The following is a 20,015-nucleotide window of genomic DNA, read 5'->3' on the forward strand; positions in this document are numbered from 1 at the left end:
GGATGCGCGCACGGTGGTCGACATTCTGTTTGACGGGCTGCAACGCCGGGTGCTGCTGCACCAAGGTGCAGTGCAGGTCGACGTCGCCAAAGATGCCTCGCGGCCGTTTATTGTCGACTCTGGCGATGGCACGGTGCGGGCGCTGGGCACGCGGTTTATGGTGCGCAAGGACGACGGCGGCAGCCTGGCCTCGGTGCAGCAGCACAGTGTGCTGTTGACCAATCGTGCTGGCCGTCGGCAAACCATTGAGGCCGGGCAAGTGTTCGCCTTCACCGAACAGGGCATCGACCCTCAGACGCCGAGCTGGCGCAGCCGGGTTGACTGGCTCGAAGGCCGCATCGACGTGCGCGATGAACCGCTCGGGCAACTCATCGAGGCCCTGCGCCCTTATCGCGCCGGGCTGTTGCGCGTCAGCCCGCAAGCCGCGCAACTGCGGGTGTATGGGGTGTTTGCCCTGGACGACAGTGACCGCACCTTGCGCTCACTGGCCGAAACGCTGCCGGTGCAGGTGAACCGCCACGGCTTCTGGTTGACCACGGTGGATGTGCGTTCGGCCAGCGCTTAAAAAAACTGAAAAAAGTTGAGGGGGTTTTGCGTAACGCGGGTCTTGGTTACTGAAAACACACCTATTACGAGCACGCTTACATGCCCAACCTGCAGATTCGTCCTTGCCTGCTTGCCGTCGCGATCGCCCTGGCAACCGCTCCGTTTGTGTCCCATGCCCAGGCAGACAGCGACGCTGTTGCTGTCGCGCAAGCGTTCAACATCCCTGCAGGTGACCTTGGCGAAACCTTGAGCCACATCGCCCACCAGACGGGCGACATGTTGTCGGTCAACCCGTCGTTGATTGCCGGCAAGCGCGCCCCGGCGGTGCAAGGCCAGATGAGCACCGCACAAGCCATCAATCAGGCCCTGGCCGGTAGCGGGCTGATTTTCAGCACCACCGCCAGCGGCGCCTACACCGTGCTGCCGGGGGGTGCCCATGACTTGCCGGCCACCACCATCAGCGGCTCACAGTCCAGCTTCACCCAAGACAGCATCTCCAACGACAAAGGTTTTGTCGCACGGCGCTCCACCACCGCCACCAAGACCGACACCCCGCTGCTGGAAACGCCACAAGCGATCTCGGTAGTCACCCGTGAACAGATGGACAACCTGGGCGCGCAGAACCTGAGTTCGGCGCTGCGTTACAGCGCCGGTGTGAGTGCCGGGTTTTATGGCGATGACCCGCGTTATGACTGGCTGACTGTGCGCGGTTTCACCATGTCTCAGTTGGGCATGTTCCGCGATGGCTTGCGCTCATCCAACAACGGCATGTTCGGGCGCGCCGACTCTTATGGCCTTGAGCGCGTTGAAATCCTCAAAGGCCCGGCGTCGGTGCTGTACGGCCAAAATGCGCCGGGCGGAATGATCAACATCGTCACCAAGCGCCCCAGCGATGAGCCCTTTCATGAAGTGCAACTGGGTTACGGCAGCTTCGACAACAAGCAGGCGCGCCTGGACCTCAATGACGCCTTGAACGACAACGGCACTGTGCTGGGCCGCCTGACGATGAACGTGCGCGACAGCCAGGCGCAAATTGACCATGCCGTGGACGATCACGTGTATGTGGCCCCGGCGATCACCTTCCGTAACGACGACACCAGCCTGACCGTGCTCGCCAGTTATCAGCACGACACCAGCGGCTGGGGTACCTGGCTGCCGGCCAAAGGTTCGCTGGTGCGCGGGCCGACCGGGTATTTGTCGCATCACTTCTACGGCGGTGACCCGGACTTCAACACGTTCAAGCGTGATCAATACTCTTTGGGTTACTTGTTTGAACACCGCTTCAACGACACCTGGCTGTACCGCCAAAACGTGCGCGTCGACACCGGCAGCTACGATGCCAAGGCCGTGCGCAGCCTCGGTTGGATCGACCCGGACAACTCGGCTGTGTTGTTCCGTGATGCGGGTATTTACAAGCTCAACAGTGACGTCTACAGCTTCGATAACCAGTTGCAGGCGAACTTCGACACGCCGGGCATTGAGCACACCAGCCTGGTCGGTTTCGATTACACCTGGCAGCGCAGCAACAACCGTCAACTCAGCGGCCCTGCTTCACCGCTGGACTTGAACAACCCGGGTGCCGTGACCCCGACAGCTAAACCGACGGTGCCTTACCAGCGTGTGATTGATGTTGAACAGATCGGCGCCTACGCCCAGCATCAGGTGAAGATTGACGATCACTGGATCGCCCGTGTCGGCGTGCGTCACGACCAGGCCAAAACTGACGTTGACGTGAACAACAATGGCCGCAAAGTCGGCGGCAACCTGGACCAGGGCGCCACCACTTGGCAGGCCGGCTTGTTGTACCTGTTCGATAACGGTTTGGCGCCGTACTACAGCTACGCCGAGTCGTTCTTGCCGACCACCGCGAACAGCGCCAACGGCAAGCCTTACAAGGCCACCACCGGCACCAGCCACGAACTGGGGATCAAGTACCAGCCGCCGGGCAGCGACCTGCTGTTGACAGCGGCGGTGTTCGACATCGTGCAGAAAAACATGGTGACCACCGACCCGATCGACACGCGGATCATGATCCAGACCGGCGAAGTGGAATCCAAAGGCCTGGAGCTGGAAGGTAAGTACACGCCGACGCCGGGGCTGGACCTCACCGCCAGTTACACCTACCTCGATGCCCGCGTGACCAAAGACAACACACCGGGCAAAGAAGGCACCCGCTTCACCGACAGCTGGGGCACCACCAACCCGCGCCACAGCGCCTCGGCGTGGGCCGACTTCACCCACCAGGAAGGCCAGCTCAAAGGCTTGGGCTACGGGGTGGGCGTGCGTTACGTGAGTGGCCGCCCGGACTACAACGACGACTACTCGCAAGTGCGCGAAACGCCCGGCTACACCCTGGTGGACAGCATGATCCACTACCAGCTGGACGCGCACTGGAACCTGCAACTGAACGTCGACAACGTGACCAATAAAAGCTACATCGCCAACAACTGCTACTTCCTGGACACCTGCTACTACGGCCCGCAACGGACCTTCCTGGCGAGCGCGCGTTATCGTTGGTAATGCCCTGTGAGCCTCTGTAGGAGCGAGCTTGTCTCGCGATCTTTTGATCGTTTAAAAGATCGCGAGGCAAGCTCGCTCCTACAGGGTGAGGTTCGCTAAACGTGACCTATTTTCGCTTGAGATTGTCAGAATCGTTACCCGACTGATCTTGGACAACCAACGAAAGGCCAGCCATGCCATTTGAAAAAAGCCTGAAAGCCACCCTGCTCGTGCTCCTTGCTGCCTCGCTAGGGGCTTGCCTGCCTTGGCCGCGTGAGCGCTCTGCTTACGCCGACCTGTGCCAGTCCGAGTATCAATTCAAGGTGCCGGGAGCGGATGGCAAGAAAACCATCATCCTCGAAACCTACTTATACGATCACACCGCGCAGTATTCAGATCGCCCGTTTGAGCAAGGCGTGTCCAAGACCTTCCCGGGTGAAACCTATTCACGCAGGCACTTTTACATCCAGCTCATCGCCTACAACAAAGGCCGCATACGCCCGACGCGTTCAAGCAGTGGCGAGGCGCCCATCCCGATTCTCTACGACGGCCGTCAGGCCTACATCACCTTTGAAGACGGCTCGCAGTTGAAAGCCCTGCCCGACGTGTACCTGGGTGACAAAGAGACCTACGACTACCCGTTGTATTACGAGAAATATGCGCGGACTTCGCCGTATGACATCAACAGCGATGAAGTGCACAGCCGTGTTCCGCGAATCACCAACAACAGCAGTTACGGCTCGGTCTATCTGATTTTCCCAACCGAAAAATTTGATGCCGATTCGAAATGGACGATCAACCTCGGCTCGATGGATGTCGGCGGGCAAAAAGTCGATCTGCCACCAATGAAAACCTGCTATCAGCCGGTGAAAAAATGGATCGGCATTGAACCGCTGATGCGGCCGTAAACGCCACCTCTGTAAAGAAAAAGCCCCGTCGAGCATTGCCCGGCGGGGCTTTTTAACTTATCGCCCCCAGCACGCAGCCATCCAGCCGCCCATGGGGTGCAACCGCTCAGACACGGCGGCGTATTTGGGGTTGAGCAACGTCACCATGGCATACAGGCCGGTCGCCGACTGCGGGTTCCACAGGCCTGAGAACCCGCTCTCCCCCGCCTCGCGACGCTGGTCATCGAACTTGACGTGGGAGTGCACGAATTCTTCGTGGGTCTTGTCACCTTTGGCGTAAGGCGCGAGCCAGTCCAGCGCGTTCTCCAGGCTGGCGTCTGAGGCGCCCTTGAACACCAGCCAGTTTTGCCCGCGCAGGCGCGCCGCCACGGCGGCCCGGGTCAGTGGCTCCAGGTCGTAGACCACATAGTGCAGGGCATCACGCTGCTCGACATCCACCGTTGAACCGCCCGGCCGCAGATTGCGCCCCAGTTGCTCAATAAACTGCGCCCGTGCCCGGGCAAACATGGCTGGATCCTCCAGCGCCACCGCCGACAGCGTCGCCAGCTTCACGCGGTGCGAGTTCCAGTTATTGATCCAGCGGCCATCACCCGGCTTGAAATTGTGCTCCATCTGATTGAGATACCCCTCACCCAACTCGCGGATAAAGCGCTGCGCCACAGCGCGCACCGGCGGCGGCAAATCATCGCGGGTCATGGCATAGGCATCGATGTACGCGTCCAGCTCAGTCTCATCTACCGGATTAAAGCTGGGCTTGTAGCGCGTGCCCCAATCGTTGAGCAACCGCGACAGCGCTTCCAGATCAGCGGGTTGATGCTGCTTTTGCCACAGCAGCGCCAGGTCGCGCATCAGCGGCCAATCCTTCTTGGCCTCCAGGCTCTGATCACGAATGCCCTGATGCGGCAGCGTCCCTTCGGTGTGCACCCGCTCAATGGCCCGCGATTGCGGCAATAGCTGTTTATTGACCTCATTGCGTAACTGCCCCAGCGGCCCCGGGTCGGTGTTCGTGCACCACGACGCCGCCAGGGTCGGGGCGCTCACCACGATGCTGAGCGCTAAAAAGAGCGGGTTGAGAATCGGCCGTTTGGTCATCGAAGGTCCTGAGAAAAGGCGTCTGGTCAGTCGGAAATTAGCCGTCTGTGGCGGATTGGGACTCCTTGTTGAGAACTGTAGGTGACGGAAATTGAACGGCGGCTTACGGGGAGAGGGATTTCATGCGGGGAGCGCCGATTAGGGTCGCTGCGCAACCCATCGCAGCCTCGTACCTCGTCAGCGACTACAAGTTTTGGCGTACACACGCCCCGTAGCAGTTGCCGAGTTTGACGAGGCTACGTCTCCTGCAAACAACACAATCCCTGTAGTCGCTGCCGAGGTACGAAGGCTGCGATGGCATTAATCAGTCCACATCCCGCCTTGCCAGCCTGTGGCGATATTGCTAGTGTCGATTTATGACCAAATATTGCCTCACCTCGACTACCACCACCACGACCGCTGAAAGCGGAGCGTGCGAAGTGTCGTGAGCCAATAACAGACGAACTTCAAAGGCCCGCCAGCAATGGACAGGGCCTTTTTTATGCCCTTGTGTTGCTGGCTCATACGCAAGGAGATTCACCTCATGCACGCTCTGTTGATACTCGATATGCAAGTGGGGCTGGTTCATGGCCCGGAAAAACCCTGGCGTGGCGAGGCGTTGCTGCAAACCTTGAACAGTCTGATGGACAAGGCCCGCAGCGCAGGAGCGCCGATTTTTCTGGCGCGTCATATCGGGCCGGTGGGTTCGCCCATCGAACCCGGCAGCCCGCTGACGATGATCGTGCAAGAACTGAAGCTTCAGGGTGGCGAGGTGGTATTCGAAAAACGCCGCCCTAATGCCTTCGCGATGACCGATCTGGCAGACAACTTACGGGCGCACGGGGCGACGGGTGTGGTGATCACCGGCATGAAAACTCAATACTGCGTCGACAGCACGTGCCGCGCGGCGCGTGATCTTGGCTTTGATGCGGTGCTTATTGCCGATGGCCATAGCTGTTCTGATACGCCGGTGATGAAGGCGCCGGACATTGTGGCGCATCACAATGCAACGCTTGACGGGCCGTTCTGCCGGTTGGTTCGGGCTGAGGAATGGCGTTTTTAGGTGACAGCCACGCAATATTTGTAGTCGCTGACGAGGCACGAAGGCTGCGATGCGGGCCGCAGGACCGCCGTTGAGGGATCGCTCACGCCCTCTCAAACATATAAAAACCCAGAAGCCAGCTTACAAACATATGAATTTTTACAAATGTTTGACTGCTTTATGCTGCGCCCGCTTCTCGTAGGGGGAGGCGGTTCGTCGGGATGTCTGGGCAAGCAGGCCCTCGTCGGACACCAGCGCCTGCGCCCTCAGCGCAGCCGACTACAGCCAGATTTTTGTGAATGCCGTGCACGGCATTCTGCCGGGAGCCAATCAATGAAAGCAGCACAGTACATCAACGCACAGTGGCTAACGGGCGAAGGCGCCGAGCTGATCCGCGTGTTCGATCCATCCCTGGGCCAGCCGTTCGCTGAGCTGACGAGCGCCAGCACAGCCCAAGTGGATCAGGCCGTTGCGGCGGCGCGTGAGGCCCTGCCCGCCTGGCGCAATGTCGATGCATCGGTGCGTGCCGGTTACTTGAGGGGCTTTGCTGAGCAGCTCGAACAGCGCCGTGAGGCCTTGATCGCCCTGCAGATGCAGAACAACGGCAAGCCCCGGCACGAGGCGGTGGTTGATGTGGACGATGCCATCGCTACGTTCAGCTATTACGCGACCTTGGCCGACGCGCTGGCGAGCAACCCGAACCCTGAAGTGCCGCTGTCGGTACCCGGCTTCACCTCCCACACGCGGCTGGAGCCGGTGGGCGTTGTCGGTTTGATCGTGCCGTGGAATTTCCCGCTGGTGACCAGCGCCTGGAAGCTCGCCCCGGCCCTCGCGGCGGGTTGCACGGTGGTGCTCAAGCCGTCGGAGATCACCCCGCTGATCGAGCAAACCTACGGCGAAATTGCCGATGCCCTGGGCTTGCCGCCCGGCGTGTTGAACATCGTTTGCGGCAAGGCCGAGACCGGCATTGCGCTGAGCAATCACGCGGGCCTGGACAAGTTGTCGTTCACCGGCAGCAACGCGGTGGGCACGCAGGTGATGCACAGCGCTGCCGCCCATTGCCGCCCGATTACCCTGGAACTGGGAGGCAAGTCGGCGATTGTGGTGTTTGAAGATTGCGACCTTGATCACGCCGTGGAATGGATCGTGGCCGGGATCGCCTGGAACAGCGGGCAAATGTGCTCGGCCACCTCGCGCCTGCTGGTGCACGAGCGCATTGCCGATGCGCTGACGCAACGTTTGCAGAGCGCTTTCGAGGCCCTGCGCGTGGGCAACCCGCTGACCGGCGAAATCGACATGGGGCCGCTGACCAGTCAGGCGCAATGGGCCAAGGTGAGCGAGTACTTTGCCATCGCCCGCGCTGAAGGTTTGCAGTGCGTGGCCGGTGGCAAGGCCTGGTGCGACCCCGGCTGGTTCGTCAGCCCGACCCTGTACACCGACGTGCCGTTGAACAGCCGCCTGTGGACCGAAGAAATTTTTGGCCCGGTGCTGTGCAGCCATCGCTTCAGTTCAGAAGACCAAGCCGTGGCGCTGGCCAACGACAGCCGCTTCGGCCTGGTGGCCACGGTGATCAGCGCGGATCTTGAGCGCGCCGAGCGGGTGGCGCAGGCACTGGAGGTGGGCCACGTGTGGATCAACTCGATCCAGGCAGTGTTCGTCGAAACCTCTTGGGGCGGGACCAAGGGCAGCGGCATCGGTCGTGAACTGGGGCCTTGGGGGTTGTCAGCCTTTCAATCGGTCAAGCACGTGACCCGCTGCCTGGGCTAAAGCCCGTGCTCAAGCAACAGATCAGCGATAAAGGCACGCACCGCCTCGCTTTGCGGGTGCCCGGCATGGGTGATCATGCTGTGCTGCACGTCGTAGCGTAACGTCGCTGGCTGCAGGGCACGCATTTGCCCGCTCTGCAGCCAGACCTGGGCGTAGTGAGTGGGCAGATACCCCAGATGGGTGCCGGCCAGCACGCCATGGACCACCGCCTCCATGTGATGCGCCGTGGCCGAGGCGCGATCGGGGATGATGGGCAGCACCTGATCGACCGGCAGGAAACCATGGCGAATCCAGTCACAGGCCTGAAGCTGCGCATGGCTGGGCGAGCGGATTGCGAACAGCGGGTGCGCCTGACCGCAGAAAATCCCGATCTCTTCCGAGTACAGCGGCTGATACGTTAAGGTCGGCAGCGGGCGGCTGAAATACGAAATGGCGATGTCCAGTTGGCCGTCAATTACCGCCCGCTCAAGCTCCGTGGGCGAGTTCACGAAAATGTGCAAATGCATGTCGTGTTCACGCTGATAAAAGCGCGCAATGGCGGCATCGACCCGAGCCGTCGGCAGCGTCGCGATATTGTCCGCCAGCCCCAGATACAGATCCCCCACCAGCCGCCCGGCAAGGTCCTGGGCCTCATTGCGAAACGCATCCACGGCACCGAACAGCACCGCCGAGGCCTTAAGAATGCGCTGGCCTTTTTCGGTCACGCGAAAGCCGCCTTTGCCGCGCTCACAAATGCGGTAGCCCAGACGTTTTTCCAGCCCGGAAATGTGCGTGCTGATGTTCGACTGGCTCATGTTCAACTCAGCCTGAGCCGCCGTAAACCCACCGCACTTGACCACCGTGGCGAAGATGCGCAGCAGGCGCAAATCCATGTCCGTAACGTTTCTGAGCACAGGGGGTCTCGATGGGAGTGGGTTTGTGCAATGTGTGGGAGCGGGCTTGCTCGCGAATGTCGTTAACGATGACGCGTATTTACCGAGTACATGAGGCGTTCTGAAGACCATCGCGAGCAAGCCCGCTCCCACTCTTGAGCAGTGTTGCTCTTAAGTGAACAGCAGGGCCTTAGTATCGGGGACTGACCAAGGCCGGGGCAATGGCCGGGGTGGTGGGCAGATTCTGCATTGACAAACAAACTGTGATCACATATCACTGTATTCGCATTTTTCAGCAGAACGCCCACACAACAATAAGACAGGTAAAACGCTATGAGCATTGTGAAACGACTCACGCCTTATTCCGGGTTGAAGGTGCTGATTTCCGGGGGCGCGGCCGGTATTGGTGAGGTGATTGCTGCGGCCTATCTGGAGACCGGGGCCAAGGTGCATGTGTGTGATGTCAGCGAGCAGGCGGTGTTGGCCTTCCGCGAGCGCTACCCGCAAGCGCTCGCCACCCTAGCCGACGTGTCAAACCCGGCCGAGGTCAAGCGGGTGTTTGAACTTCAGCGCGAGTGGGTCAACGGCCTCGATGTGCTGATCAACAACGCCGGCATCGCCGGGCCCACCACCGGCATTGAAAAAATCACCGAGGACGAGTGGGAGCAGTCGATCAATATCAACCTCAATGCCCAGTACCGTTTCGCGCATCATGCGGTGCCGCTGCTGGCGGAATCCGAGCATGCACACATCATTCATATTTCGTCGGTAGCTGGGCGCCTGGGGTATGCCTGGCGCACACCGTATGCGGCGACCAAGTGGGCCATTATCGGGTTGATGAAATCATTGGCGGCAGAGTTGGGCGACCGGGATATCCGGGTCAATGCGCTGCTGCCCGGCATCATTGAAGGCCCGCGCCAGGATCGCGTGATCCGCGACCGCGCCAAGCAATTGGGTATCTCCGAACCCGAGATGCTGAAGCAAACATTGAACAAAATCTCCCTAGGGCGCATGACGCCCCCGGACGATGTGGCCGCCATGGCGCTGTTCCTCTGCTCGCCCGCTGCGCAGAACATCACAGGCCAAGCCATCAGCATCGACGGCAACGTCGAGTACCTCTGAGCCCGTCTTGCAGCAACGGCTTGCCAGCAGCCCGCTGGCGAGCCGTGTTTAAGGGCCTTTGAAACCTGTTTTATGCCCCTGCGGCCAATTGTCTGACAATCACCAAAATAGTCTTGTGATCTGTGATCACAGCGAATACCATCCGTTTCAAACCACACCGGTATCGACTCGCTACACGGTGTGGATGCGCCAGCTAAAAGCGCAACTCCTGACCATAAATACAAAAATGTGGAGAACAGCATGCAACGACCATCCTCCCCTGAGCGTGGCCCCGTCGCCATCGTCGGCGCCGGATTGATTGGCAGAGCCTGGGCCATCGTGTTTGCGCGGGCGGGCCACCCCGTGCGCCTGCACGATATGGACCTGCACACCCTGCACAGCAGCCATGCGTACATCGAAGCGCGGCTCGGTGAACTCGCCGAATTTGACCTGATTGATGAAGCCCCCGGCACTGTGCTGGCGCGCATTACTTGCGTTGCCGATTTGGCAGAAGCGCTGCGTGACGTGGTGCTCGTGCAGGAAAACGTGCGGGAAACCGTCGAGGCCAAAATCGAGATTTTCAGTCAACTGGACGCGCTGGCCCCCAAGGACGCGCTTCTGGCCAGTTCGACCTCATGGCTACCGGCGTCGGAGTTCACTAAAGATCTGCCGGGGCGTGCCCGCTGCCTGGTGGCGCACCCGACCAACCCGCCCTACCTCATCCCGTTGGTTGAACTGTGCCCGGCGCCCTGGACCTCGGCGGATGTGATGCTCCGTGCCCACGCGCTGTACAGCGCAGCCGGGCAAAGCCCCGTGACGTTGTCCCGTGAGATCTACGGCTTTTTGCTCAACCGGGTTCAGGCCGCAGTGCTCAACGAGTGCTTCAACTTGCATGAAGACGGCCTGGCCAGCGCCGCAGACATTGACCGCGTGCTTAAAGAAGGACTGGCCCTGCGCTGGTCGTTTATGGGCCCCTTCGAAACCATCGACCTCAACGCCCCGGCGGGTGTGCAGGATTACGCCCGGCGCTACGGCCAGCAGTACCGGCACACCGCAGCGTCGCAACAGACGTTCAGTTGGTCGGACGAAGCGGTTGCCCGCGTGGACGAAGAGCGCCGCCGCACCCTTGAGCTTGAAGACATCAACCAGCGCTCAGCCTGGCGCGACAGACGCCTGATGACCCTGGCCGCGCACAAGCGTCATGCCCCAGACGCCTGATCGCGGCTTGATCCTGAACAACAAAACCAATACACCCAGGAGATCACCATGGCTCGTAAAGTCATCATTACCTGCGCTGTGACCGGCGCCATCCACACCCCGTCCATGTCCCCTTACCTGCCGGTGACACCGGGGCAGATTGCCGAAGCCGCCATTGGTGCGGCCGAGGCTGGCGCGGCAATCGTCCACCTGCACGCCCGCAACCCGGTAGACGGCAGCCCTTCGCAAGACCCGGAACTGTTCAAACAATTTTTGCCCGCCATTAAAGAAGCCAGCGATGTGGTGATCAACCTGACCACCGGCGGCGCACCGACCATGTCGCTTGAGGACCGGCTGCGCCCGGCGCACCAGTTCAAGCCCGAAGTGGCGTCGCTGAACATGGGCACGATGAACATGGGCCTGTACCCCATGCTCAATCGCTTCAAGGAATTCAAACACGCCTGGGAGGAACCCTACCTGGCGGGCAGCCATGACCGTATTTTCAAAAACACCTTCACCGACATTGCCCACATCCTGGAGTCGTGCAGCGAAAACGGCACGCGCTTTGAGATCGAGTGCTATGACATCGGGCATCTGTACACGGCGGCGCATTTCATTGATCGCGGGCTGATCAAGCCACCGTTTTTGATCCAGTCAGTGTTCGGCATTCTGGGTGGCATTGGTGCTCACCCCGAAGACGTGCTGCACATGCGCCGCACCGCCGACCGGCTGTTTGGCGACGACTACCAATGGTCGGTGCTGCCGGCCGGCAAGCAGCAAATGAGCATTGGCGCGCAGTCGGCCACCTTGGGCGGGCACGTGCGCGTGGGCCTGGAAGATTCACTGTGGGACGGGCCAGGCCAGTTGGCCAAAAGCAACGCGGAGCAAGTGTCGCGCATGCGCACCATTCTGGAAGGTCTCTCACTGGAAGTGGCGACCCCTGACGACGCGAGAGAAATCCTCAAGCTCAAAGGTGGCGATAACGTCAACTTCTAAGCACCGGCACTCACCTGACTAAAAACAATAGAGAGGATATTGCTGGCACTGACGGGCGCTGAACACCCACAGCGCCCTGGAACCCTATCCTCATGAGGAGACTTGAGCCATGTTCGCAACGACCCATACAAAAACAGAAAAGGGACAGTCGCTGAACGCTTTAATGTTTCGCAAATTAATGCCGATGTTGATTTTTGCTTACGTCATCAGCTTTTTGGACAGGACCAATATTTCGCTGGCCAAAACCCACATGGCCGTCGATTTGGGGATCTCCGCGGCGGCCTATGGTTTTGGCGCCGGGCTGTTCTTCCTCACTTATGCCCTGATGGAAGTGCCCAGCAACTTGATCATGCACCGCGTGGGCGCGCGGCTGTGGATCACCCGGATCATGATCACCTGGGGCATCTTGTCGGCGGGCATGGCTGGCAGTGGCTGTTCTTTCTGGAAGGCATCCCGGCGGTGCTGTTCTCGGTGGTGATCTGGAAAAAACTTCCGGACAAACCCTCCAAGGCCCGTTGGCTGACCAAGGAGCAAGCCGATGAAGTCGAGCAGGCCCTCAAAAAAGAAAACGATGAAGAAATCGCCTCGGGCAATGTGGGTCATTCCTTTAAGGGCGTGTTCAAAATCCCCCAGTTGTGGCTGGCCATTGCGGTGTACTTTCTGCACCAGATCAGCGTGTATTCGGTCATCTTCTTTTTGCCGGGCATCATCGGCACTTACGGCGGGCTGACGTCGGTTGAGATCGGCCTGCTCAACTCAATCCCCTGGATAGCGGCCGCGCTGGGCGCCGCCTTTTTGCCTAAATACGCCACCACGCCCAAGCTGTCGCGCAAGATCATGTTTGGAGGTTTGATCCTGATGTCGGCTGGCCTGACCCTGGCCGCCTATACCCCGCCGATGATTGCTCTGATCGGCTTTACCCTCACCGCCTCGATGTTCTTTGTCGTGCAGCCGGTGGTGTTCCTCTTCGCCAGCTCCAGGCTCGCCGGAGCCGGCATGGCGGCCGGGCTGGCGCTGGTCAATACCTGCGGCATTACCGGCGGCTTTTTCGGGCCCTCCCTGCTGGGGTTTGTCGAGCAAACCACCGGCAGCACCAAAAACGGACTCATCATTGTGGCCGCGCTGTTAACCCTCGCCGCCTTTCTGAGCACCCGCCTGCGCCAAGCCCAGGAATCTGCCTCTACACCACGGGACAACATCGTATTGCCCCACGTCGCACCGTGCCTGACTGAAAACTCGAGGATCAAATGAACACTCTGTCCCTGGCCCGTGCGCCGCACAGAGGTAAACGCCCATAAAAAAACGAGGCGGACTGTTCAGTCCGCCTCGTTTTTTTGCATCTGCCGCCGGGTTAATCCGCGTCGACAGGCTTGATCGCATCCGCCACCACCAGCGCACCGGTGTTCACAATAAATTCAGCGGCACTCTTGATGTCGCCTTGCAACGCCTCACACGCCGCTACCGGATCGCGCGCCTTCAGGGCCTGCACCAACGCCGCATGGTGACTGGCCTGCACCCGCTGAATCACCCGCTCGGTGCCAGAACGCAAATCGTAATTGAGGATTGGCCCGATCCGGAGCCACAGCGACTCAACAATCTGCAGCAAAATCGGCATGTCCGCCTGGCCATAAATGGCGAAGTGCAATGCTTTGTTCAGCGCAATAAGCCGCGACTCATCGGGCGGGTTCTGTGCAAACTCTTGGCAAAACGCATCGTGAATCTCTTGAATTTCCTGCAACGCCTCAGCACTCACCAACTGCGCCGCACGAGCCGCCGCCTGCCCTTCCAGATTCAGCCGAATACTGGTGATCTCGCGAAACTGGCTGACCGTCAGCACCGGCACCCGGATATACCGATTGGCCGCCATCTCCAGCGCCTGCTCAGCGACCAGCCGATGCACCGCCTCACGCACCGGCATCACACTCACGCCCAGCGCATCGGCAATGGACCTGAGCGACAGCTTCTCGCCGGGCATGACACGGCCACTGATCAGCAGATCACGAAGCTGGGAATAAACGTCCGCACTGAGAGTCTGGCGGATCATGGGCGACACGAGTTTGGATAGATTCATGGGCGAGGATTATAGGCGGATTGGGGCGTTGGGTGTAGGTGGTTGGAGGGGGTGTGATCACAGTTTTTTGGGGGGATGGCTGAGCGTGCTGAACAGGCCGTCGGAGGGTATCTGCGTACGAAAACAGGCCTGATGCCGAATAAACATCTGTAGACGCGGTCACAGCAACACTTATGGAGAGGAAGGGACCCATGTCGACACGCTCAACACTCTGCTTACTGCTGTTGCCAATGTTCGCAGGTTGCCAGTATCTACCCCACACGGATTACTTCGTCGCTCCGGCCAATGAGCCGAATCCGGCATGGATCCGGGTCGTCAACTTCACCCAGCATGCGGCCATTTATCAATCGGCAAACGGTGTGAAGACGGGGGGCGTGGTCCGTACCGGGCCTCTCCCATTTATCCATACCCAGGACATTGGCATGCCCAAAGCGGGGCAAAATCTGACCTGGGACTACTATGAGTCAACGCTTCGGCCGGGTCTCGAAACGAGTGTCTACATGTCGTGGGAGGGTACGCGTACCCGGACTTGTTTTGTCACAACGACCTTCACTCCAGAAGCCGGGAGCTACTATCAGTTCCTCCTCACGTCAGGCGACGGTGGGACCTGCACGCTTTACCCCACCCTGATCGAGCGAGATAAAGACAGCACAGGCTGGCATTTAGTCCCCAACAAGGACGTGACCTACAAGTACGACGGCCCCACAGCCAAGAGCTTCTATACCAACAGCCAGTTCGAAGATCCCAACTACCAGCCACCGCCCGAGCGCTATCCCGGCATAGATGTCAGGTAGGCGATTGAAGAAGTCATGCTCCTGCTTGGCCCGCGGCAAAATCGGCGGCGCACATCGGGGGATTACCAGATCGATATCGTCGTACTTCAGGATGCAACAGGACGAGCCATTCGCCGACTGGCGCCGGGTGGCTGGCCGGTGATGCGCTTAAAGGCACGACTGAAGGCCGCTTGAGAGGTGTAGCCCAGACGCTGCGCCACGGCCTCAATGGGCAGGCGCTCAAGACTTAGCCATTGACTGGCGAGACGCATCTGCAGCTCCGTTGCATAGCGCAGCGGGGGGATGCCGATAGTCGCCTGGAAGCGTTCCGCGAAGACTGAGCGAGAGGTATTACAGTGCGCTGCCAGCTGCGCGACGGTCCAGTCGCGCGCGGGCTCCCGGTGCAAGGCCAGTAGCGCACTGGCCAGCCTGGGGTCGCGCAATGCGGCCACCAACCCTGAGGCGTTGCCGCAGGCGCACTCAACCCAGCCACGAACGATCATCGCCGCCACTACGTCAGCGAGGCGAGCGAGTATGCCTGCGAAGCCGATGCGCGCAGAGCGGACTTCGCGCTCCATGGAAGCAAGAATCGGCATAAGCCCAGGGTAACGTTGCCCCCTAGCATCAATCAGCATCAGATCTGGCATCAGTCCGCCAAGGCCTTGCAAGCTTGTGAGTTCGAACTCCATGCAGGCACTGAAGATAATGCTACTGGGGCCGACATCGGCACCGGGGGACGCATCCACGGCACAGATCGCGTCGCCAAGAGAGACCGCGTCGAAGCTGCTGATGTCTTGGGCGGGTACATCCTGGTTTGAGAACAGTTGATGGGCTTCACCCTGGGCGATGAATACGGCGTTGCCGGCCGACAACTCGTACACAGTGCCGTCCTCCGTACGCAGGGCGGCGGTACCCACGGCGAGGAAGTGGAAGTAGGCGTGCCCTGGTTTGGCAGCAAAACCCAGCCCGAAAGAGGGACCTGCCTGGATGCGATGGTACTTGACGCCCCGCAGGCGCATGCCGCGCAACAGCTCGTTGATGAGGTCGGACGATAAGACGAACTGATCCTGGGATGTCATGTCGGGGTTTCGGTCAAAAACTAAAGATTTTGCATCATAGAACATCCTTACCTGCATCCATAGACTTCTGGTTGAGATAACTTCCAGAGGTATTGCGTGATGAGTAATGGGGTGTGTGACGTTGTAACTGATGCGCGCGTTGGCAACGAAGCTGATTTAGAGCCCGCGACACCGGCATGGATGGCGGTATTTTCGCTAGCGATGGGCGTGTTTGGATTGTTGACCGCGGAGTACCTTCCGGCCAGCTTGCTGACGCCGATGGCCGCTGAACTGGGGGTGTCGGAAGCCTTGGCCGGGCAGGCGGTGACAGTGACGGCAGTCGCGGCGCTGTTCTCAGGGTTACTGCTGCCCGGCTTGACGCGAGGGATCGACCGGCGAGTGGTATTGCTGGGCTTTTCCGTGCTGATGATTGCCTCCAACTTGTTGGTGGCTTTCTCTTCCAGCCTGATGGTGCTGCTGGTCATGCGGATTTTGCTGGGTATCGCACTGGGCGGCTTCTGGAGCATGGCGGCGGCCGTGGCGATGCGCCTGGTGCCGCCGACGCTGCTACCGCGGGCCCTGTCGATTATTTTTAGCGGTATTGCAGTGGGTACGGTGGTCGCGGTGCCGCTCGGCAGTTATTTGGGCGGGCTGTATGGCTGGCGCAGCGCTTTTGTGGCGGCCGCCGCCGTAGGGGTAGTCACGCTGGTTTTCCAGCTTTTCACCCTGCCACCTTTGGCTCCGCGCAGACCTGCGCGCTTAAGAACGGTGCTTGAAGTGCTGCTGCGTCCGGGCATTGCCGTGGGTATGTTGGCTTGCGTGCTGGTGCATACAGGGCATTTCGCGTTGTTCACCTACATCCGGCCGTTTCTGGAAAGCACATCCGGCGTAGGGGCTGAAGGATTGGCGCTGATGCTGCTGGGGTTCGGCGCGGCTAACTTCGTCGGCACGCTGTTGGCAGGCTGGCTACTTGAAAAAAGCCCGCGCGGGACAATGGTGCTGATGCCTGCGCTGGTCGGCGTTGCCGCATTAGCCTTGGTATGGCTACCTGCTTCTGTGCCGGGTCAGGTGGTGTTATTGGCACTCTGGGGCATGGCTTTTGGCGGTGTACCCGTGGCTTGGTCAAACTGGGTAGCCCGGGCGGTGCCAGATCAGGCTGAAAGCGCGGGAGGCATGGTGGTGGCATCGGTTCAGTCGGCGATCGCTGCGGGTGCCGCTGCCGGGGGCGCCATGTTCAGTTTCAGTGGCATCGACGGTGTTTTTGTCGCCGCCGGCATTCTGATGCTGTTGGCAGCCCTGTTGATCGGGATGCGGGTCAAGGTCCAAGCGCCAGGGCACGGCGCAGGAGAAAGTCCGGGCCTGCATCCTTAACCCGATCGGGTGGCCATGAAGGCACACTCGCCCTCTCCCTTTTCTGAAATTAATGAGAAATGCTCATAAACCCTTGCCGATTTAACCGTCTAGTCCCCACTCGCTAGGTCACCTACTGTTCTCCCAACGCCAAATGGGAGATCCACATGCACAAGCGCTCACTCGGAACAAGTTCACTCGAAGTGTCAGCCCTGGGCTTGGGTTGCATGGGCTTGAGCCATGGCTACGGCCCGGCGACTGACACACAACAAGCCGTTGCGCTGATTCGTTCGGCGGTTGAGCGAGGCGTCACGTTCTTCGATACCGCCGAGGTTTACGGCCCTTACCTGAACGAGCAAGTGGTGGGCGAAGCCTTGGCACCGGTGCGCGATCAGGTGGTCATCGCCACCAAGTTCGGCTTCACCTTCGGCGACGACAATAAACAGCAGATTCTCAACAGCCGCCCCGAGCACATTCGGGTCGCGGTTGAGGGTTCGCTGCGTCGACTGAAGACCGATTACATCGATCTGCTTTACCAGCACCGCGTCGACCCGGACGTGCCGATCGAGGACGTCGCCGGGGCGGTGAAGGACTTGATTGCTGAAGGCAAGGTCAAGCACTTCGGCCTGTCGGAAGCCGGGGCGCAGACCATTCGCCGGGCGCACGCGGTACAGCCGGTCACCGCCTTGCAGAGCGAATACTCACTGTGGTGGCGCGAGCCTGAAAAAGAGATTCTGCCGACGCTGTGGGAGTTGGGCATCGGCTTTGTACCGTTCAGCCCGTTGGGCAAAGGTTTTTTGACCGGCACGGTGTCGGCGCAGACCACATACGGCAGCGACGATTTTCGCAGCATCGTCCCGCGTTTCAGCCCGTCGGCACTGCAAGCCAATCAGGGCCTGGTGGTGCTGATCCGTCAGATTGCTACGCAAAAACAAGCGACCCCGGCACAAATCGCGCTGGCCTGGCTGCTTGCGCAGGCGCCGTGGATTGTGCCGATTCCGGGCACGACCAAACTGTCGCGTCTGGAAGAAAACCTCGGCGGCGCAGACATCACGCTTGATGCTAGCGAACTGAACGCCATTGATAGCGCATTAGCGCAGATCCGCATTGAAGGCGAGCGTTATCCAGAGGCCCTTAAGGCGCGTGTTGGTCGATGAGCACCGATCACGATCCGCTGCGGCGTACGGTGATCGCCGCACTGGCCAGCGCCCCGCTGCTGTCGCTTGCCGACACGCAAGATGCCAGTGCAACGCCGCGTTCAGGCTCACGGATTCTGGTCGCGTATTTCTCGCGCTCGGGTAATACCCGCGTGGTCGCCGGGCTAATCCAGCGTGGACTGGGTGCCGATCTCTTCGAGATTCGCCCGGCCCACGCCTACCCCGAGGACTATCTGCAAACCGTGGAGCAGGCACGTCAGGAGCGTGACAGCGGCTTCGAACCCGAGCTGCAAAACAAGGTTCACGCCCTCAGCGACTACGACACGGTCTATCTGGGCTTTCCGATTTGGGGTGAAACCGCCCCGCCGGTCGTGCGTGCCTTCCTCAGCGCCCACGACCTGACCAGCAAGACCCTTATCCCCTTCAACACCCATGGCGGGTATGGCTTGGGCAACAGCCGCAGCGTGCTCGTAAAACACGCGCCGAAGGCTAAGGTAGTGGAAGGTTTTGTGATGGAGGGCGAGCAGGAACGCAAGACCATGGAACGCGTGAACGGCTGGCTGAACGATCATCCCCTCGCGCGTTAACTGAGTTCTGTACGGAGTGACACCATGAAAATCCGCACGTTGGGCAATGGCCTGGAAGTGTCCGCACTGGGCCTGGGTTGCATGAGCATGACCTCGGCCTATGGCCCGGCTGCCGACAAAGCCAGCATGATCAAGCTGATTCGTTCGGCTCACGAACAAGGCATCACTTTGTTCGACACTGCTGAAGCGTATGGCCCGTTCGCCAATGAAGAACTGCTGGGCGAGGCCTTGCAGCCGATCCGCGAACAGGTGATCATCGCCACCAAGTTCGGCTTCGATATCGACCTGACCACTGGCGTGCGTGGCAGCGGTACCAACAGCCGCCCGGAACATATCCGCGCCGTGGCCGAGGCGTCGTTGAAGCGTTTACGCACCGATCGCATCGACCTGTTCTATCAGCATCGCGTTGACCCGCAGGTGCCCATCGAAGACGTCGCCGGCACCATCAAAGATCTGATCGCCGAGGGCAAGGTCAAGCATTTCGGCCTGTCTGAAGCGGGCGTGCAGACCATTCGCCGGGCGCACGCTGTGCAACCGGTTACGGCAGTGCAGAGCGAATATTCACTGTTCTGGCGCGGCCCGGAAGTGGAACTGCTGGCAGTGCTCGAAGAGCTGGGTATCGGATTCGTACCGTTCAGCCCGCTGGGCGCGGGTTTTCTCACCGGTCAGATTGATGAGCACACGCAGTTCGACGCCAGCGATTTCCGCAATTTTGTGCCGCGCTTTTCACCGCAAGCGCGCAAGGCCAACCTGGCGTTGGTCGATGTGGTGAAAGCCGTCGCGCAGCGCAAACACGCCACACCGGCGCAAGTGGCGCTGGCCTGGTTGCTCGCCCAAAAACCATGGATTGTGCCGATCCCGGGCACTACCAAACCCCATCGGCTGGAAGAGAACCTGGGCGCAGTCGACCTGCAATTGACCGGTGACGATTTACGCGAGATCAACGAGCAAATGGCGCAGATTCACGTGCACGGCGATCGCCTGCCGGAATCGGCACTGAAGATGACCGGACTCTGAGCC

Annotated in this window: 17 protein-coding genes and 1 pseudogene; 14 read left to right on the forward strand and 4 right to left on the reverse strand. The window is 60.1% G+C overall.

What is annotated here, in order from left to right:
• The 3 genes from GHO41_RS16715 to GHO41_RS16725 form a co-directional block, all read left to right on the forward strand.
• Positions 1-565 (forward strand): FecR family protein (locus GHO41_RS16715; protein WP_178126532.1); only part of this gene is annotated, 565 nt, incomplete at its 5' end.
• An 80-nt stretch (positions 566-645) separates the two neighbouring features.
• Positions 646-3,066, forward strand: coding sequence for a TonB-dependent siderophore receptor (locus GHO41_RS16720; RefSeq protein WP_153434164.1), 2,421 nt, complete (start codon positions 646-648; stop codon positions 3,064-3,066).
• Between the two features lie 173 nt (positions 3,067-3,239).
• Complete coding sequence (locus GHO41_RS16725) at positions 3,240-3,953, forward strand: hypothetical protein (RefSeq protein ID WP_153434165.1); 714 nt, start codon at positions 3,240-3,242, stop codon at positions 3,951-3,953.
• Positions 3,954-4,010: 57 nt separating this feature from the next.
• Here GHO41_RS16725 and GHO41_RS16730 read toward each other — a convergent pair whose 3' ends face one another.
• Entirely contained in the window at positions 4,011-5,045 is a 1,035-nt protein-coding gene (locus GHO41_RS16730; RefSeq protein WP_153434166.1) for an alginate lyase family protein, read from the reverse strand.
• Between the two features lie 523 nt (positions 5,046-5,568).
• Here GHO41_RS16730 and GHO41_RS16735 point away from each other — a divergent pair.
• Together GHO41_RS16735 and GHO41_RS16740 are read left to right on the forward strand one after the other, a co-directional pair.
• Positions 5,569-6,087, forward strand: a complete 519-nt coding sequence (locus tag GHO41_RS16735) for a cysteine hydrolase family protein (RefSeq protein WP_153434167.1) — start codon at positions 5,569-5,571, stop codon at positions 6,085-6,087.
• Between the two features lie 312 nt (positions 6,088-6,399).
• Complete coding sequence (locus GHO41_RS16740; protein WP_153434168.1) at positions 6,400-7,833, forward strand: aldehyde dehydrogenase family protein; 1,434 nt, start codon at positions 6,400-6,402, stop codon at positions 7,831-7,833.
• On the opposite strand, the gene GHO41_RS16745 is transcribed toward GHO41_RS16740, so the two are convergent.
• Positions 7,830-8,726: a LysR family transcriptional regulator gene (locus GHO41_RS16745; RefSeq protein WP_371928958.1), complete on the reverse strand. Its 897-nt coding sequence runs from the start codon at positions 8,724-8,726 to the stop codon at positions 7,830-7,832. The genes GHO41_RS16740 and GHO41_RS16745 overlap by 4 nt on opposite strands.
• 312 nt (positions 8,727-9,038) lie before the next feature.
• On the opposite strand from GHO41_RS16745, the gene GHO41_RS16750 reads away from it, so the two are divergent.
• The 4 genes and pseudogenes from GHO41_RS16750 (at position 9,039) to GHO41_RS16765 (ending at position 13,250) form a co-directional block, all read left to right on the forward strand.
• The gene (locus GHO41_RS16750; RefSeq protein WP_153390999.1) at positions 9,039-9,827 is read left to right on the forward strand and encodes an SDR family oxidoreductase; all 789 of its coding nucleotides are present in this window, start codon (positions 9,039-9,041) and stop codon (positions 9,825-9,827) included.
• A gap of 240 nt (positions 9,828-10,067) precedes the next feature.
• The gene (locus GHO41_RS16755) at positions 10,068-11,024 is read left to right on the forward strand and encodes a 3-hydroxyacyl-CoA dehydrogenase (RefSeq protein ID WP_153434169.1); all 957 of its coding nucleotides are present in this window, start codon (positions 10,068-10,070) and stop codon (positions 11,022-11,024) included.
• A gap of 48 nt (positions 11,025-11,072) precedes the next feature.
• Entirely contained in the window at positions 11,073-11,999 is a 927-nt protein-coding gene (locus GHO41_RS16760) for a 3-keto-5-aminohexanoate cleavage protein (protein WP_048370765.1), read from the forward strand.
• A gap of 109 nt (positions 12,000-12,108) precedes the next feature.
• Positions 12,109-13,250 (forward strand): annotated as a pseudogene (locus tag GHO41_RS16765) (MFS transporter).
• Positions 13,251-13,350: 100 nt separating this feature from the next.
• On the opposite strand, the gene GHO41_RS16770 reads toward GHO41_RS16765, so the two are convergent.
• Positions 13,351-14,043, reverse strand: a complete 693-nt coding sequence (locus tag GHO41_RS16770) for a GntR family transcriptional regulator (protein ID WP_256678792.1) — start codon at positions 14,041-14,043, stop codon at positions 13,351-13,353.
• Between the two features lie 218 nt (positions 14,044-14,261).
• On the opposite strand from GHO41_RS16770, the gene GHO41_RS16775 reads away from it, so the two are divergent.
• The gene (locus GHO41_RS16775; protein ID WP_048370772.1) at positions 14,262-14,864 is read left to right on the forward strand and encodes a hypothetical protein; all 603 of its coding nucleotides are present in this window, start codon (positions 14,262-14,264) and stop codon (positions 14,862-14,864) included.
• An 86-nt stretch (positions 14,865-14,950) separates the two neighbouring features.
• On the opposite strand, the gene GHO41_RS16780 is transcribed toward GHO41_RS16775, so the two are convergent.
• Positions 14,951-15,922, reverse strand: a complete 972-nt coding sequence (locus GHO41_RS16780; protein ID WP_153434185.1) for an AraC family transcriptional regulator — start codon at positions 15,920-15,922, stop codon at positions 14,951-14,953.
• A gap of 99 nt (positions 15,923-16,021) precedes the next feature.
• On the opposite strand from GHO41_RS16780, the gene GHO41_RS16785 reads away from it, so the two are divergent.
• The 4 genes from GHO41_RS16785 to GHO41_RS16800 all read left to right on the forward strand — a co-directional run bounded on the left by GHO41_RS16785 (position 16,022) and on the right by GHO41_RS16800 (position 20,012).
• Positions 16,022-17,272 (forward strand): MFS transporter, encoded by a 1,251-nt coding sequence (locus GHO41_RS16785; protein WP_153434171.1) that lies wholly within the window; start codon positions 16,022-16,024, stop codon positions 17,270-17,272.
• A 146-nt stretch (positions 17,273-17,418) separates the two neighbouring features.
• Positions 17,419-18,408, forward strand: a complete 990-nt coding sequence (locus GHO41_RS16790) for an aldo/keto reductase (protein WP_153434172.1) — start codon at positions 17,419-17,421, stop codon at positions 18,406-18,408.
• A complete protein-coding gene (locus GHO41_RS16795) occupies positions 18,405-18,995 on the forward strand; it encodes a flavodoxin (protein WP_153434173.1) in 591 nt (196 codons plus the stop codon). Before GHO41_RS16790 ends, GHO41_RS16795 begins: the two co-directional genes overlap by 4 nt.
• A 24-nt stretch (positions 18,996-19,019) precedes the next feature.
• On the forward strand, positions 19,020-20,012 hold the full coding sequence (locus GHO41_RS16800) for an aldo/keto reductase (protein WP_153434174.1): 993 nt from the start codon (positions 19,020-19,022) through the stop codon (positions 20,010-20,012).
• The last annotated feature ends 3 nt before the right edge of the window (positions 20,013-20,015 follow it).

The organism is Pseudomonas sp. FSL R10-0399 (assembly GCF_009600165.1).
Lineage (GTDB): Bacteria > Pseudomonadota > Gammaproteobacteria > Pseudomonadales > Pseudomonadaceae > Aquipseudomonas > Aquipseudomonas helleri.

Excerpts from the sequence above, each read along its gene's own strand:
- GHO41_RS16720 (WP_153434164.1), top strand. The coding sequence starts at position 646 with ATGCCCAACCTGCAGATTCGTCCTTGCCTGCTTGCCGTCGCGATCGCC.
- GHO41_RS16725 (WP_153434165.1), top strand. The coding sequence starts at position 3,240 with ATGCCATTTGAAAAAAGCCTGAAAGCCACCCTGCTCGTGCTCCTTGCT.
- GHO41_RS16730 (WP_153434166.1), bottom strand. The coding sequence starts at position 5,045 with ATGACCAAACGGCCGATTCTCAACCCGCTCTTTTTAGCGCTCAGCATC.
- GHO41_RS16735 (WP_153434167.1), top strand. The coding sequence starts at position 5,569 with ATGCACGCTCTGTTGATACTCGATATGCAAGTGGGGCTGGTTCATGGC.
- GHO41_RS16740 (WP_153434168.1), top strand. The coding sequence starts at position 6,400 with ATGAAAGCAGCACAGTACATCAACGCACAGTGGCTAACGGGCGAAGGC.
- GHO41_RS16750 (WP_153390999.1), top strand. The coding sequence starts at position 9,039 with ATGAGCATTGTGAAACGACTCACGCCTTATTCCGGGTTGAAGGTGCTG.
- GHO41_RS16755 (WP_153434169.1), top strand. The coding sequence starts at position 10,068 with ATGCAACGACCATCCTCCCCTGAGCGTGGCCCCGTCGCCATCGTCGGC.
- GHO41_RS16760 (WP_048370765.1), top strand. The coding sequence starts at position 11,073 with ATGGCTCGTAAAGTCATCATTACCTGCGCTGTGACCGGCGCCATCCAC.
- GHO41_RS16770 (WP_256678792.1), bottom strand. The coding sequence starts at position 14,043 with ATGATCCGCCAGACTCTCAGTGCGGACGTTTATTCCCAGCTTCGTGAT.
- GHO41_RS16775 (WP_048370772.1), top strand. The coding sequence starts at position 14,262 with ATGTCGACACGCTCAACACTCTGCTTACTGCTGTTGCCAATGTTCGCA.
- GHO41_RS16780 (WP_153434185.1), bottom strand. The coding sequence starts at position 15,922 with ATGACATCCCAGGATCAGTTCGTCTTATCGTCCGACCTCATCAACGAG.
- GHO41_RS16785 (WP_153434171.1), top strand. The coding sequence starts at position 16,022 with ATGAGTAATGGGGTGTGTGACGTTGTAACTGATGCGCGCGTTGGCAAC.
- GHO41_RS16790 (WP_153434172.1), top strand. The coding sequence starts at position 17,419 with ATGCACAAGCGCTCACTCGGAACAAGTTCACTCGAAGTGTCAGCCCTG.
- GHO41_RS16795 (WP_153434173.1), top strand. The coding sequence starts at position 18,405 with ATGAGCACCGATCACGATCCGCTGCGGCGTACGGTGATCGCCGCACTG.
- GHO41_RS16800 (WP_153434174.1), top strand. The coding sequence starts at position 19,020 with ATGAAAATCCGCACGTTGGGCAATGGCCTGGAAGTGTCCGCACTGGGC.